The 14,220-nt window shown below is 65.3% G+C and carries 14 protein-coding genes; 6 read left to right on the forward strand and 8 right to left on the reverse strand.

Annotated features, from left to right (window positions below):
• Positions 1–145 precede the first annotated feature (145 nt).
• On the forward strand, positions 146–721 hold the full coding sequence (locus AC1DQ3_RS17640; protein WP_477121452.1) for a hypothetical protein: 576 nt from the start codon (positions 146–148) through the stop codon (positions 719–721).
• Between the two features lie 107 nt (positions 722–828).
• Here AC1DQ3_RS17640 and mdoH read toward each other — a convergent pair whose 3' ends face one another.
• The 5 genes from mdoH to AC1DQ3_RS17665 all read right to left on the reverse strand — a co-directional run bounded on the left by mdoH (position 829) and on the right by AC1DQ3_RS17665 (position 7,655).
• Positions 829–3,384, reverse strand: coding sequence for a glucans biosynthesis glucosyltransferase MdoH (mdoH, locus tag AC1DQ3_RS17645; protein ID WP_477121453.1), 2,556 nt, complete (start codon positions 3,382–3,384; stop codon positions 829–831).
• Positions 3,357–4,940: a glucan biosynthesis protein G gene (locus tag AC1DQ3_RS17650; protein ID WP_477121454.1), complete on the reverse strand. Its 1,584-nt coding sequence runs from the start codon at positions 4,938–4,940 to the stop codon at positions 3,357–3,359. Before AC1DQ3_RS17650 ends, mdoH begins: the two co-directional genes overlap by 28 nt.
• 831 nt (positions 4,941–5,771) lie before the next feature.
• A complete protein-coding gene (locus tag AC1DQ3_RS17655; protein WP_477121455.1) occupies positions 5,772–5,969 on the reverse strand; it encodes a hypothetical protein in 198 nt (65 codons plus the stop codon).
• Positions 5,970–6,139: 170 nt separating this feature from the next.
• Positions 6,140–6,691, reverse strand: a complete 552-nt coding sequence (locus AC1DQ3_RS17660; protein WP_477121456.1) for a surface-adhesin E family protein — start codon at positions 6,689–6,691, stop codon at positions 6,140–6,142.
• Between the two features lie 76 nt (positions 6,692–6,767).
• Positions 6,768–7,655, reverse strand: a complete 888-nt coding sequence (locus AC1DQ3_RS17665) for a helix-turn-helix domain-containing protein (RefSeq protein ID WP_477121457.1) — start codon at positions 7,653–7,655, stop codon at positions 6,768–6,770.
• A 439-nt stretch (positions 7,656–8,094) separates the two neighbouring features.
• Between AC1DQ3_RS17665 and AC1DQ3_RS17670 the strand changes: the two genes are divergently transcribed.
• Complete coding sequence (locus AC1DQ3_RS17670; RefSeq protein ID WP_477121458.1) at positions 8,095–8,313, forward strand: type II toxin-antitoxin system HicA family toxin; 219 nt, start codon at positions 8,095–8,097, stop codon at positions 8,311–8,313.
• Positions 8,314–8,331: 18 nt separating this feature from the next.
• On the forward strand, positions 8,332–8,736 hold the full coding sequence (locus AC1DQ3_RS17675) for a type II toxin-antitoxin system HicB family antitoxin (protein ID WP_477121459.1): 405 nt from the start codon (positions 8,332–8,334) through the stop codon (positions 8,734–8,736).
• On the opposite strand, the gene AC1DQ3_RS17680 is transcribed toward AC1DQ3_RS17675, so the two are convergent.
• Entirely contained in the window at positions 8,733–8,921 is a 189-nt protein-coding gene (locus AC1DQ3_RS17680) for a hypothetical protein (RefSeq protein WP_477121460.1), read from the reverse strand. The genes AC1DQ3_RS17675 and AC1DQ3_RS17680 overlap by 4 nt on opposite strands.
• A 64-nt stretch (positions 8,922–8,985) precedes the next feature.
• Entirely contained in the window at positions 8,986–9,117 is a 132-nt protein-coding gene (locus AC1DQ3_RS17685) for a hypothetical protein (protein WP_477121461.1), read from the reverse strand.
• A gap of 58 nt (positions 9,118–9,175) precedes the next feature.
• On the opposite strand from AC1DQ3_RS17685, the gene AC1DQ3_RS17690 reads away from it, so the two are divergent.
• The 3 genes from AC1DQ3_RS17690 to AC1DQ3_RS17700 all read left to right on the forward strand — a co-directional run bounded on the left by AC1DQ3_RS17690 (position 9,176) and on the right by AC1DQ3_RS17700 (position 12,415).
• Positions 9,176–10,489 carry a hemolysin family protein gene (locus AC1DQ3_RS17690; RefSeq protein ID WP_477121462.1) on the forward strand — a complete coding sequence of 438 codons (1,314 nt, stop codon included), beginning with the start codon at positions 9,176–9,178 and terminating at the stop codon, positions 10,487–10,489.
• A 263-nt stretch (positions 10,490–10,752) separates the two neighbouring features.
• Positions 10,753–12,153 (forward strand): GGDEF domain-containing phosphodiesterase, encoded by a 1,401-nt coding sequence (locus AC1DQ3_RS17695; RefSeq protein ID WP_477121463.1) that lies wholly within the window; start codon positions 10,753–10,755, stop codon positions 12,151–12,153.
• Between the two features lie 130 nt (positions 12,154–12,283).
• Positions 12,284–12,415 carry an entericidin A/B family lipoprotein gene (locus tag AC1DQ3_RS17700; RefSeq protein ID WP_477121464.1) on the forward strand — a complete coding sequence of 44 codons (132 nt, stop codon included), beginning with the start codon at positions 12,284–12,286 and terminating at the stop codon, positions 12,413–12,415.
• Positions 12,416–12,465: 50 nt separating this feature from the next.
• On the opposite strand, the gene AC1DQ3_RS17705 is transcribed toward AC1DQ3_RS17700, so the two are convergent.
• Complete coding sequence (locus AC1DQ3_RS17705) at positions 12,466–14,142, reverse strand: phospholipase D-like domain-containing protein (protein WP_477121465.1); 1,677 nt, start codon at positions 14,140–14,142, stop codon at positions 12,466–12,468.
• Positions 14,143–14,220 lie beyond the last annotated feature (78 nt).

Here is a 14,220-nt window from a genome sequence, read left to right on the forward strand (position 1 = left end):
CCCCAGGGAACCGGGGCTGGCTTTCAACGGAAGTAACGCCAAGGGTACAATGCCAGCCTGTCGTCCGCGCCGGGCGGACGATCGCGCAGCCCGACGCACCGCGGGAGCCCGCCCTCCGGCGCGGCTTCCGGCAACGTTTTCCTGCATGAGAACAAGATACACGCTGCTTTCCGTCTTACTTGCCCTGGCCGCCGGCGCGGCCAGTTTGCCGTGGGCGCAGCAAGCGCACGCGGCAACGCCGCCAGCCAGGAGCGCCGCCTCGGCGCCCGTCGTGGTGGACGAGGCCGACGCGCTGGCCCAGATGCTCAAGGGCGCGGCCACAGGGCAGAACACCGGCGCAGCGGGCGTACCGGAACTGCTGCGCAATACCGCGCGCCCGGACAACATACTGGCGCGTGCCTGCCGCCAGCTCAACGACGCCCTGCCCATCGAGATCGATGGCGAGACGCGCCTGCGCCGCTGCCAGACGGTTCCGGGCAAACACATCCTGTTCCAGCTTGAGCTGACCAAGTATCGCGGTCCCATGCTGGACCTTGCCAGTTTCGAGCTCAGCTATGCGGCGCCGCTGCAGCGCAATATCTGCGCCAATCGCGACGTGGAAATCCTGACCAAGCTGGGGGTCAGCATGATGTTCCGCTATATGACGCGCAACGAGCGCGGCGAGCGCCGCGTGGGTGATGTCTATATCAATGCGCCCATCTGTACGGCGGCGCTGCGCTAGACCCCGTGTAGCCAGGGCGATGCGGCGCGAGCCGCAGCGGTTGTAGCGGTTGGCCGTCGGGGACGGGGCTGCCGCCCCATCCGCTTGCCCTCCTTGCGGCCACTATCTCAAGCAAGCCGCGGCCGCAATGGCACCACGTTAGGCGCACGCCGGGGCAACACGCGCGTCTCCTTCCATCCCGCGTGCGTCAGCGGGGAGCCCCACACCAGCTCGTGCAAGCTGGCCAGTGCGAAAGGATCGCCCAGCAGCAGGTGCTTCTCGGCGGCGCTGAGGCCGTCGGGGCCTGTCGTCAGGGCGCGCTGCACCAAGGCAGCATGCTCCTGCCGCGTGGCTTCCGGCTGCACCATGCGGGCCGAGCCGGTGGCGCATATCAACGCATTAGTCACGGGATCGACCACCGCATCGATAAATGCGGGCGGATCGCCCGCAGCCTCCACATGCTTCTGCATGGCGACCATCTCGCTTGGCGGCGTGGCTTCCTCGGGCGTGACGAACAACCTGGCACGGCGCAACGCACGGCCCAGCGAAACCCGCGACAGCCATACCGAAAGCGGGATCGAGAGCGCCAGCGAACCCACGATCGGCAGCAGCCACCAGATGAAGTTCGGCTCCAGCCACAGCACCAGTCCACCCCATGCCAGGCCAATCAGGGTATGCGTGCCATGACGGCGAAACGCCTCGCCCCAGGTGGTCTCGGCATCCTCGCGCGGAGGCGATTTCCAGGTAATTCCCCAACCGCCATAGGCCGCGACCACGAACTTGGTGTGGAACAGCATCCGGACCGGCGCCAGCAAGGCCGACGTCACCACCTCGATCAGCATCGAAGCCACCAGCCGCAGCGGTCCTCCATAATTGCGCGCGTCCTTCATCAGCAGCAGTACGCTGGCGAGCTTGGGCAGGAACAACAGCGTGGCGGTCGCCGAGAACAGCGCCAGCGCCCTCTCCGGATGCCACTCCGGCCAGGTCGGGAACAACTGGTAGGGCTGTGTGAAATACTCGGGCGGCACCAGCGCATGCTTGGCCAGCATGATGGTGGACAACGCCAGGAACAGAAACCACAGCGGCGCCGACAGATATGCCATCACGCCGGTGAGGAATACCGCGCGGTGCACCGCGTGGAAGCCCTGCTTCATCCACAGGCGGAAGTTCATCAGGTTGCCCTGGCACCAGCGGCGGTCGCGCTTGACCTCGTCGAGCAGGTTGGGCGGCAACTCCTCGTAGGAGCCCTCCAGATCGTAGGCAATCCACACGCCCCACCCCGCCCTGCGCATCAATGCGGCTTCGACAAAATCGTGCGACAGGATTTCTCCCGCCAGCGGCCCCTTGCCGGGGAGCGGCGCCAGCGCGCAATGCTCCATGAAGGGCAGGACGCGGATGATGGCGTTGTGGCCCCAGTAATGCGATTCGCCAAGCTGCCAGTAATGCATGCCGGCGGTAAACAGCGGGGCGTACACGCGCGTGGAAAACTGCTGCACGCGCGCATACATGGTTTCGCGCCCCACGGCGAGCGGCGCGGTCTGGATGATGCCGGCGCCGGGGTTGCCTTCCATCAACTTGACCAGCGTGGTCAGGCATTCACCACTCATCACGCTATCGGCGTCGAGCACCACCATATAGCGGTACGCACTGCCCCAGCGGCGGCAGAAATCCGCCACGTTGCCGGTCTTGCGCTTGACGCGGTGACGGCGCCAGCGATAGAAGATGCGACCGAAACCGTTGACCGCGCGGCAGGTTTCCATCCACGCATCGGTCTCGGCGGTACGCAGGTCCGGGTTGCCGCTGTCGGACAGCACGAAGAAGTCGAAGCGGGCCAGTTCGCCGGTGCGCTCCATCGACTCATAGGTCGCGCGCAGCCCGGCGAAGACCCGGTTCACGTCCTCGTTGCAGATCGGCATGATGACCGCGGTGCGCGCCTCCTCCGCGATGGGTCCGTCCACCGCTGCCGAACGCGAGATCAGATGACGATCGCCGCCCCTGGCCAGCACCAGGAAACCCATCATCGCGGTCCAGAAACCCGCCGACACCCACGAGAACAGGATGGCGAAGAGCGCCAGCATGGCAATCTCAAGCGGGTCGGTGCCGTGATAGGGCAGCACCTTGGTCATGAAATAGGTGGCCAGCGCGGTCTGCCCCGCCACCAGGCCAAGCAGCACCCAGCGCCGGTGCGAGCCCGCGGGATGCCACTTGCCCTCGGCGTCGGGACCGTCGTGCAAGGTGTCCCAGGTTTCGGGCACGGGCGGGCGGCCCAGCACGCGCCGACCCAGGTTGCGCAGGAAGCCGGTGACGATGTGCGGGGGCCAGGCGCGCGGCACCATCGAGGCGCGCTCGGGGGCCGGGCCGGTATCGATGCGCACGGTGCCGTCGGCACGGCGCTGCACCAGCGGCTCGCCCGCCGCCTGCGGGGCGCCGTAGGCGAGGTTGAGGCGGCGCCCCACCGAATCGTAGGCTGCGCCCGCCGGCGACTGCGCGGCGTCGGCGTCTTTAGCCGCGAGTCTTTGCTGCAGCGAATGCATGGCCGACTCGGAATCCGTGCCATCGCTGCCAGCGATATTGTTGAGAAGCTCGCGGCGCAGGTCTGGCGAGATCTGCACGCGATCGAGATAGCGCTCGCATGCCGCCGGGGCCGCGCGCTGCTTTAGCCGGGGGGTAAGATGTAGCTCCACGTCTCGGATAGGGTTGTATTGCCGTTGCGAAGATAGCCGCGCAATTCGACCGGTTTGTTCTCGTCCTTGCGGCGCACGATCATGGTCATGCGCCAGCCGCCGGTTGCCTCATTGCGTTGCGTCGAAGTATTCAGCAGCTCCCCGTTGCTGTCGGCCGAAATCACCGGATCGATCCGGGTATTCGCGGCCAGTTTCTTGAAGACCGGGCCTTCAAAATCGACCACCAGCGAAAAACTGGTGTCGTCCTGCTTGCGGCTCAGGCCCTGGCCTCGCCGCGTTTGTGTCACCCACGACAGCGGCGGCTGTTTTTCGCCGTCCTTCTGCCATGAAAGGCGATACTCGAAATCGAAAGGTTGCTTGGGCTTGGGCGGGCTGTCAGGCACCCAGTAGGCCACGATGTTGTCATTGGTTTCGTCTGGGGTCGGGATCTGCACCAGTTCGACCCGGCCCGAACCCCAGTTGCCCTTGGGCTCCACCCAGGCGCTGGGCCGGCGCTCGTACCACGCGCCGATTTCCTGATAGCTGCTGAAACTGCGATCCCGCTGCATCAGGCCGAAGCCTTGCGGGTTGGTCGCGGCGAACGACGTCACCAGCAGGCGCTTGGGATTGACCAGCGGCCGCCACAGCCATTCGCCCGTGCCGAGCTGCACCGAAAGGCCGTCGGAGTCATGCACCTCGGGCCGATAGTCCGGCACCGACGAGGGCTGGTTCTCGCCAAACAGGTACATGCTGGTCAGCGGCGCCAGGCCAAGCTTGGTAACGTTCTCGCGCAGGAACAGGCGCGACTTCACTTCCATGACGGTTTCCGTGCCTGGCCGGATCACCAGGCGATAAGCCCCGCTCATGCGGCGCGAATCCATCAAGGCATAGATGGTCAGCTGCTTGTCCCCCGGCGACGGCCGCTCGATCCAGTACTCGACGAAACGCGGAAACTCCTCGCCCGAATTGAGCGCCGTATCCACTGCCAGGCCGCGCGCCGACATGCCATACCATTGGTCCTTGCCGAGCGCACGGAAATAACTGGCACCCAGGAAGGACGCGACCTCATCCTTGCCTTTCGCGTTATTGAGCGGATAAAGCACGCGGAAGCCGGCAAACCCCAGTGTCTTGAGCTTGGCCGCGTCGACCTTGTGCGGCCCATAGTTGAAGGCGGACGGATCAAAGCGGATTTCCCGGGCGCTGCCGCTCACCACTTCGTGGATGCGCACCGGCTGGTCGAACACCATGCCTTCATGAAAGAAGGAGAGCTCGAAGGGAAGCTTGGCATTGCGCCACTGGAATCGATCGGGCTTGTACTCGATCTCGTGATAGCGCTCGTAGGACAGCTCGCGCAGCTCGCGCGGCAGGTTTTGCGCGGGTGCTTTGTAAGGACTTGCGGCCAGCTGGCGCGCGCGCGTCGCCACGGTTTCAAAGTCGAACGCGTGCGCGGCAACCGCGCACACCGCCAGCATGCCGCCGCACAACCACCTGCCCAGGCGCGCGGCGCGCTCGTTGACGCGCACCGCTGCATGGCGCTGGTCAGATGGGATGGTCGGCAGGGTAACAATTTCGGACATGGATGCCAGTGGCAGGCAGAGTTGGATAATCAGGATCGATCAGGCACCGCAGCAAGAGGCGGACCACCATGTGACCGGAATGATGAAAGCAACGACGGGATGCCGGCCACGATGAACCAGGGGAGTACAAATGGGGATCTCGCGGCGCATCATTTGACTTGGTACCAGGCGTGTATCGGGCTTGCTGCAATGCGCAAAAGAACCTTAACAATTGGGGACTAAAAAGTCACGTTTCGATCACGCAACGTTTGCAACAAATTGAAACCCCGGTCGCTTGGACATCGCTTTCGGCGCGGCTCCCGGGCTGGCGCATCACATTGTCCGGCCCAGGAAATCGCGGCTTGGTGGCGCGCGGAGCGCATTGCGGATGGTGACATGGCTTCAGCCCTTTCTCTTGCGGTGCGAGCGTTGTGGCTTTGCCGGCGGCGACACCTGAATCTGAAACGCTAGGACACGGATCGAGCGCCGTCAATGTGCGTGACGGGGGCACGCTCGGCACTGGAACGGCGCATGGTGCACCTGGGAAAATCGTGCACTGCACCCGAATCGCACCCGGGGCGAGGAGGAAGCGAAACCGAGAGCGCCGAGGTATCTGCGGGAAGACGGCACGACCACAAGGAAGGGGAACACGGAAAAAACGCAAAAAAGAGAGGCCGCAGCCTCTCGATCAGGTTCCGCCTCGATGCCAGCTCCCCCCGGCATGGCGCATGGCGCCGCTGGACATCGGTACCCGGTGCGCAACCCGGCGCACGCGGGCGGCGTGGCGAACTAGTCTGGCAGCGAGCGCGCCCAATGACGCACCGGCCGCCTGTCGCCTTTCACAATCGGCGCTCAGGCGCCCTTATTCATCATCTTGTCGCTATCGGGCGGCGCGTGGTTCTTTTTCTTCTTGGTGCTCTTCTTGGCCGGCTTGGTCGAGCTTGCCGCTGCGGGCTTCTCGCCGGCAGCCGCTGCGGCAGGCGCCGACGCCTGGGCGTATGCGCCCGCACCGAACATGGCCAGCGACAACATCACAATCCACTTTTTCATATCAGCCTCCTGGTCAGCTGCGAAAAAGAAGCCTGCCTGCCAGCCCTGGTGGCCTTTGGCACCTGCGCTTCGTCACTAGCAACAACGGCACAAGGAAACAATGGGTTGACGCGCCAACCGGCCTATCGATACTGCAATGCAGCAAAAGGCGCGCCCCGCCGGAAGCCGCCTTAGCGGCACAAACGGTCCAACAGTTCGCCGGCGACAGTGCCTGCGCCGGCAGCCTGCGGCATGCCAGCCTGGGGGGCACCAATGGTATAGAGCGACTCGCCGCGCGCATAGCGCTTGGCGTAGAGGGTCTGCTCGACCACTGCGTACATGGACGTCGCGCAGTTGAAGACCATGCGCTTGAGCGAGGAGCGGATCTGTTCGCCGCTGGCGGTGCGGATCACGCCGGCCGGCGCATTGCGCATCACTACCACTCCCACCTCGGGACCCCGGCGGCGCACCGAGCTGGTATCGAAATAGGAGATCACCCCATTCGCGCCCATCAGGGGCAGCCAGCGCTGCGGGTCGGGCGCTGAAGGATCGGGCACGGAAAGCATGGAGCACCCTTCGCGCGGCGTGGAACGGAACACCGTGCCCCCGTTGGGAGTCCGGCACTCATACAAACCCGCGGCAGCGGGGCGAACCGTGGCGGCGACCGGTTCGGCATACGCGGCAAGACAAGCGCTGCTGCCGATCAGTACTGCGGCAGCATGGAAAAAGGCGCGCAAGGACATGGACGGATCCTCGTGTAGACCAAAAAACAGCTGGCATTGTCGCATACGGCGCCCTGCCCGCCTTCGCGCAAGCGGGCTAGCCGTCCCGCGACAGGCCGATGCTGCCTTGGGCAAGCCCCAGCGCTTCGAGCGCGAGGCGCGAGTCGTCATCGGCCGGGAAGAAGCACTCGATGCGCATCTCCTGCAGCGTGACATCCTGCGGAATACCCAGCGTGGTCAACGTCGAGAACAGCGACGCGCGAAAGCCCTCGGCCGCCAGCGCCACCGGCAACATCGGCGGGGGCGTGCGTTCGGCGGCCTCATCGTCGAACAGCGGGACGCCGGCCGGGCCGACCATGTCGGGATGCCAGGCGGCAATGCGATTGAAGATCTCGCGCGCGGTCTGGTCCTGCGCTTGCGTCTGCAGTTCCTGCCACACACGCCGCAGCAGGTAGCGGCCCACCTGGCGCGCGTTCTCGATGACCGGCCACAGGCCGTCCGGATTGAAGACGGTCAGCATCAGGTTGATATACCTGCCGCCCTTCTCCAGCCTGGATGGCGCACGCGCGCCCAGCAATACGCCGATCATGCTGCGATAGGCCTGGTTGGCATCGAGCATGTTCCAGAAACGGTCCAGCACCACCGCCGGATAAGGTTCCTGCTTGGACAGGATCAGCGCGACCGCCTGCTGCACCATCTGCAGCGCGGGTGCCGCCAGCCCATGCTCGCTGTAGGCCGGCGCAAAACCGCCAGCCAATAGCAGGCGGTTACGCTGGCGCAACGGCACGCCGAGCCGGTCGGCCAGCGACAGCACCATCTCGCGGCTGGGGCGGGCGCGGCCGGATTCGAGAAAACTGATATGCCGCTGGGAGACCCCGGCCGCCAGTGACAGCGCAAGCTGGCTGTACCCGCGTTTGCTGCGCCAGTAGCGCAGCAGGCCGGGGAAGTCGAGAGCGGTTTCGGAACTGGGGGTCAGGGTGTCCATGTCGGCATTACAGCATGGCAATGGCCGTCTGGCGACTACCTGCGAGGTAATAATGCGGAAAATCGGGATTCCCTTTTAAATCATTCGTTTAGCAGCGTTTTTGACAGACTGGCCACTACCTGGTTTGCACAATGGCGCCCTAATGAAATCAAGGGTCTACAGCGCCATTCCAGACGCTTAATTTTTAGGCGGTAGCGCCTGCCAGGCAGAACAAGCCCATTCCAGGGAGCAGTGCGGGTCCTGCCGCCAAGGGCCTGCGCTGGGAGGATGAGCGGCCCCTTTCTGACGTGTGTTCGGAAGCCGCGAATTGACGGGGTGTTGGTCGGTACCCGATGGACACCCGAGTGCCACTGCACCAAAGATACACACGATTACACATTTTTTTGCATTTCGCGGTGCAGTGTGTAAAATTACACACAAGCAACCGGGAGACAAACAGATGAATTCATCTGCGCTTATCCGGATGCTCGAGCAAGACGGGTGGGAACTGGTGCGCACCAAGGGCAGCCATCACCACTTCAAACATCCGAGGAAGCAGGGCCTTGTTACCGTGCCTCACCCAAAGAAGGATCTGCCACTTGGAACGGTTCGTAGCATCCCTGAAAACTGCCGGCCTGTAACGCCGGTGGTTTTTTACCCGGTGTTGTTGACACTGTGACTATCAAGGGGGTTAGCAATGGAATTTCCCATCGCCATCCACAAGGATGATGGGAGCGTCTACGGAGTGACGGTACCCGATGTTGTGGGCTGCCACTCTTACGGCGATACCATCGAGGACGCCATTCGCAACGCAAAAGAAGCAATCAGCAGCCATATCGAGACGCTGGTAGAGCTGGGGGAAAGCGTAGACTTCACCTGCTCGTCCATCGAAGAGTTGGCGGCCAGGGAAGAGTTTGCTGGTGCAGTATGGGCACTGGCGGATGTTGACATCACGAAGCTGGACTCCAAGCCGGAACGCATCAACATCAGCTTGCCGCGCTTCGTCCTCCATAAGATCGACACCTACGTCGAAAAGCGTCATGAAACCCGAAGCGGGTTCATCGCCCGGGCAGCTCTCGAAGCGCTAGCTCACGAGGCTTAAACGCGCATCCTATTCATTCCAGGAAAGGCCCACCCTTGGCAGGGTGGGCCATTTTTTACCTGGATCCGTCGCCGCGGGTGGTCCGCATAGCTACTGAACAGCATCGGCGCCGCCGGCGTGCTGCCGACCAGCACGTTGTAGTCGTTGTCGGACTTCGCCAGCAGCGCGCGCGTCAGCTCGGACACGGCGAGGGTGCCAAGGAACGGCCGGATATTCGGGGGGTGTCCATGTCAGCCATGATTGCCCCCGTCACCGCGTCGCGCGCGTCCCCGCCACTTCGGCCAGGTCCTTGCCGCGCCGGCGCTCGATGAAGTTGAACAGCCAGCGCACCGTGGCCCAGCCTGCCAATCCGCGCAAGGCGGCGGGCTGCGACCCTGACACATAGCGATGTTATGCTTTGGGCCTCGATAACTCCTGCGCGCACCGGGCGTGCACCCTGATGGAAATTGCCATATTACTGGCGCTGATTTTGATCAACGGCCTGTTCGCGATGTCCGAAATCGCCCTGATGACGGCTCGCAAGGCCCGCCTGCAACGGCGCATCGAAGAAGGCGACCGCGGCGCCATCGAGGCGATCAAGCTGGGCGAAGACCCCACCCGCTTTCTGTCAACCGTGCAGATCGGCATCACCTCGATCGGCGTGCTGAACGGGGTGGTTGGCGAGTCCACCCTGGCCAAGCCGTTCGGTGCATGGCTGGAGGGCTTTGGCCTGCAGGCATCGACCTCCGGTTACGTGGCAACCACCATCGTGGTGGCGGGCCTGACCTATTTTTCCATCGTGCTGGGCGAACTGGTGCCCAAGCGTCTGGGCCAGTTGGCGCCGGAGAAGATCGCGCGCCGGGTGTCGCGCCCGATTTCCTTCCTGGCGCTGGCCTCGACGCCCTTTGTCAAGCTCCTCTCCAGCTCGACCCGGCTGGTGCTGCGCATGCTCGGTGTCAAGAGCGGCCGCGGCCCGGCGGTGACCGAGGAAGAAATCCACGCCCTGCTGGTGGAAGGCTCGGAGGCAGGCGTGATCGAGCAGCACGAGCACACCATGGTGCGCAATGTATTCCGCCTCGACGACCGCCAGCTCACCTCGCTGATGGTGCCGCGCGGCGACGTGGTATGCCTGGACGTGGAAGTCCCGCTGGAAGAAAACCTGCGCCGCATCGAGGAATCCGATCACTCGCGTTTCCCGGTGGTACGTGGCGGCCTGCATGACATGATCGGTGTGGTCAGCGCCCGCCAGTTGCTGGCGCGCCGCCTGCGCGGCGAACCGACCGACCTGGCCGCGGTGGCACAACAGCCGGTGTTCGTGCCGGAAAGCGTGACAGGCATGGAACTGCTGGAGCATTTCCGTGTTTCAGGCGGCCAGATCGCCTTTGTCATCGACGAATATGGCGAGGTGCTGGGCCTGGTCACGCTGCAGGACCTGATCGAGGCCATCACTGGCGAATTCAAGCAGGACGGCGTCGGCGAGGAATGGGCGGTGCAGCGCGAGGACGGCTCCTGGCTGCTTGATGGCCTGATCCCCATCCCCGAGCTGAAAGACCGCATTGGGCTGCGCCATGTGCCGGAAGAGGACAAGGAGCGCTACCACACGCTGTCCGGCATGTTGCTGCTGTTGCTGGGCCGGCTCCCGCAGACCGCCGACACCGTGCGCTGGGGCGACTGGAAGTTCGAGATCGTCGACATGGATGGCAAGCGCATCGACAAGGTGCTGGCCTCGCGCGTGCCGCCCGAGGACGGCGCCGACGCCGAAACCACCGGCTGACACCGGCTGACGCCCCGCCAGCCCGGCCTGCCGGGCTGTGCCGCACACCAGAAGCTGACCTCCGTCAAGCCCCCGCGAATCCGCACTATCCCTGTATCGGCCGCGCTTCGGGCGGCGCCTGGCGTACCGTATGATCTGGCTGTGCCGTGCCACTCCGGATTGCGGCTTGCGGGCCGGGTCCCCAGACCGGCCCACGGATGGCATGGCGGTTGGCGCGGTCACGGCATGGCCGGAGCGCGTCCATGCCACCACAGGGACCCCTCATGCATCCTGACGCAGATGACGCAGATGACGCAGATGACGCAGATGACGCAGATGACGCAGATGACGCAGACGACGCAGACGACGCGGATGACGCTGTCCGCTCGGCGAAGGTGGACCCTCATGACACCTGCGATTTCGCTGCCGCGCTGGCTGCGCGCCGGCAACTGCCGCCCACCACACAGTGCTGCGCGGTCCTTGTCATCCATCTCGACCGCTTTACCCACGCCAGCGAAACCCTTGGCACGCATCTGGCAACACGCCTGCGCGCGCAGGCCGCGGCGCGCGTAGCCGCGCTGGCCACCCCGGCCGAGTTGACCTGGCTGGGCCCGGCCGACATCGGCGCCGCCGTGCCGCTGCCCCCGGGCGCGGCCAATCCCATGGATGCCGCGCTGCAACTTGCGCGTGGCGTGGCCGCGAGCCTCGCGCGCCCCTTCCGGCAGAATGGGTTCGAGTTATTCCTGTCCTGCAGCATCGGCGTAGCACTTGACGAACCCGACAAGCCCGCCGAGCGCAGCCTGCGCGAAGCGTATGACGCGATGCTGCGCGTACGCAAACGCGGCGGCGACGGCGTAGCCGCCAGCGCCGCCGCAATGCGCGCGCCGCTATCCACACCGCTGCTGGCAGCCCTCCCGCATGCGCTGGCCCGCGGCCAGCTTGCGCTGAACCTGCAGGCACGGGCATCTCTGGCAACGGGCTGCGTGACCGGCTACACGGCCAGGCTGCGGTGGCAGAGTCCCGAGTTTGGACGGGTTGCGCCACAGGACTTCCTGCCTGCGCTGGAATCGCTCGGCATGATGGGCGACGTGGCACGCTGGCTGATGGAAAACGCCTTGCCCCTGCTGGAATGCCCCGGCATCGGCAACCCGGTGGCGCTCTCGTTGCTGGTTTCCAGCGCCCAGCTGCACGGAGCGCCCCTGATCGATACCTTGCTGCGCACGCTCGAACGCAGGCATCTGGACCCGTCAAGGGTCTGCCTGGAGATCCCCGCTGAGGCGCTGCCTGCCAACGACCAGGTTGCCGCGGCGAAGCTCGCCACACTACGCGGCGCCGGCGTGCGCTTTGCCCTGAGCGACTTTGCCGACGCCCCCGGCGGCATCGCCACCCTGGAACGCCTGCGCCCGGATCTGCTCACGTTCAACGCGCGCAGCATCGGCATTACCGCGCATCCAGACCAGCCGGGCGCCTGCGTCGCGCACCTGCAAGCCGCCTGCGGGCAGGCACAGCGCCTCCAGTTGCCGGTCTGCGCCAAAGGCATCGAAACGCGGCACCAGCTGGCCGAGGTGCGCAGCTGGGGCTGCAGTACCGTGCAAGGCTACCTGCTGGCACAGCCCTTCCCGGCCCAGTGGCTGGCGCAAACGCATGCGGCCATCTGCGCCCGTGCACGCGAGTTGCTGGCATAGGCGGGCGGCCGCCCGTGCCACTGCCTGCGCCTTGCCACGATCGGTTACAAATTGGCATGCATCGTGCTTCAATAGTGCGCCCCGACAACGGTAGAATTGCGGCAAATTCATTGATCGAAAGGAGTCTGGCGTGAAAAAAGGATGGATCCTCTGCGTTCTGTTTGCCACCCTGCTGGCTGGCTGCAATACCATGGCCGGACTCGGCCAGGATCTCCAGAAAGGCGGCCAGAAGCTCGAAGGCGCAGCCGATCGCAGCAAATAAGCAGCCCGGCGGTGGGCCGCCGTGGCCCTCCGCCCGCAAGCGCGCCAGCGCTACAGCAATTCCTCCGGCGTGAATGGCGCCAGCACGTCGACCCACAAGCGCTTCGGCCACGTGGTATCCGGTTCCGTATCGAGCACCACCGCCTTGTCCCCCTTGCCGTCCACCCACTGCACCGCGCCCTGCGCGGACAAGCGCAGCAGGTAGCTGTTGTCATCGATCGCTCCGGCGAAGAGTTGCGCGACTTGCTGCGCCAGCTTCGGACTGTGGATGATCAGGCCGGTCTCCGTGTTCTGGCTGGCCGAGCGCGGGTCGAAGTTCATCGATCCCACGAACAGGATGCTACGGTCCGCGACAGCGGCCTTCCCATGCAGGCTGGCCTGCGAAGACGTGTAATCCCCGATGACTTTCTGCGGCCGGCCAGGGTTCGACTTCAGCTCATGCAGCTCCACGCCCGCGTGTAGCAGGGCTGGCCGGTAGCGCCGGTAGCCGACATGGACGATGGCCTCATCGGTGGCGGCCAGTGAGTTGGTCAGCACCCGAACCTTCACCCCTCGCTTGACCAGGTCCGCCATCCATGCCACCCCGCGATCGCCCGGGATGAAATACGGCGAGATCAGGATAATCTCCACTTGCGCCCCGCTCAGCACGCGGCCCAGCTCTTCCCCCATGGTCTCGCCGGGCGCGGGCGCGTGGTCCGGCGAAGCCTTGCTCGGCGCATCCACCATCACGCTGGCGGGGGCCCATTCGAGCGCCAGCTTGCCGCCCGCCGCGAACTGGCGCCCAAGGAAACTGGCGCGCGCGTCGAATTTCCCGGACGGCTTCATGGCCTGGGCTTCGATCCGCTTGCCCTCGGCTTGCGCCTCGGCGCGGGTCTGCCCGGCCGGTACCGCGCTGGCACCGCCGGCCCCGCGGGCGCTCGCGGCCGAGGCAGCGTCCGCCGTCTCGGTCGGGGTCGCCAGCGTTTCCACCGACACGGCCAGCGGATTGTTCCAGTACTGGTCGAACGCCGCGGAGAGCCGCCGTACGGCGGGCCCGGCCGCGATCACGTCGAGATCGACGAAATTGGTGTCCGGCGCGCGCAGGAAATACGCGTTGCCAATGTTGCGCCCACCCGTCATGGCCAGCGCGTTGTCGGCGATAAAGGCCTTGTTGTGCATGCGGCGATTGAGCCGCCGGACGTCGGCCGCGGACGAGAGTATCCGTGTCAGCTTGGAAAACCGTCCCGCCGGGAAGGGGTTGAACATGCGCACTTCGATATTGCGATGCCCTGCGAAGCGCAGGAAAGCCCGGTCCTTGCCATCGTCGCTATGCAGGTCATCCACCAGCATGCGCACGCGCACGCCCCGCTCCGCGGCGGCGCGGACATGGCGCAGGATCTCGCGGGCGGATTCGTCGGTCTCGATAAGGTAGTACTGGAGATCCAGCGTACGCGTGGCGTGGTCCGCCAGCGAAATCAGGGTGCCGTAGGCTTCCTCGCCAGAGGCGATCACGTGGAAGCCCGACAGGGCCGGGTCGGGCGAACTCTGCGCGACCAGCCGCCCGAGGGTGGTGGTGGCAGGATCGGCGAGGGCCAGCGTCTGGGTGCGCGCTGCCTCCGGCGGCAGGCTGGCGCACCCTTCGGCGAACAGGATGCACGCGCAAATCAGCGCGCGGCGCAGCCAGCGGGCCCATCCCCCCTGGGCGCTTGCCGCGCTACCCGCAGCCGTACCCGCCAATCGCACTAGCATGCTGTCTCCAGCGGTCGGGATAAGGCCAGCCTAGGACCTGGCAGGTCGGCCCGCTATCCGCCTTTGTCCGACGCCGCA

The organism is Cupriavidus sp. 01T418 (assembly GCF_056398885.1).

Coding starts and splice junctions, on each gene's coding strand:
- AC1DQ3_RS17640 (WP_477121452.1), top strand. CDS start 146: ATGAGAACAAGATACACGCTGCTTTCCGTCTTACTTGCCCTGGCCGCC.
- AC1DQ3_RS17650 (WP_477121454.1), bottom strand. CDS start 4,940: ATGTCCGAAATTGTTACCCTGCCGACCATCCCATCTGACCAGCGCCAT.
- AC1DQ3_RS17655 (WP_477121455.1), bottom strand. CDS start 5,969: ATGAAAAAGTGGATTGTGATGTTGTCGCTGGCCATGTTCGGTGCGGGC.
- AC1DQ3_RS17660 (WP_477121456.1), bottom strand. CDS start 6,691: ATGTCCTTGCGCGCCTTTTTCCATGCTGCCGCAGTACTGATCGGCAGC.
- AC1DQ3_RS17665 (WP_477121457.1), bottom strand. CDS start 7,655: ATGGACACCCTGACCCCCAGTTCCGAAACCGCTCTCGACTTCCCCGGC.
- AC1DQ3_RS17670 (WP_477121458.1), top strand. CDS start 8,095: ATGAATTCATCTGCGCTTATCCGGATGCTCGAGCAAGACGGGTGGGAA.
- AC1DQ3_RS17675 (WP_477121459.1), top strand. CDS start 8,332: ATGGAATTTCCCATCGCCATCCACAAGGATGATGGGAGCGTCTACGGA.
- AC1DQ3_RS17690 (WP_477121462.1), top strand. CDS start 9,176: ATGGAAATTGCCATATTACTGGCGCTGATTTTGATCAACGGCCTGTTC.
- AC1DQ3_RS17695 (WP_477121463.1), top strand. CDS start 10,753: ATGCATCCTGACGCAGATGACGCAGATGACGCAGATGACGCAGATGAC.
- AC1DQ3_RS17705 (WP_477121465.1), bottom strand. CDS start 14,142: ATGCTAGTGCGATTGGCGGGTACGGCTGCGGGTAGCGCGGCAAGCGCC.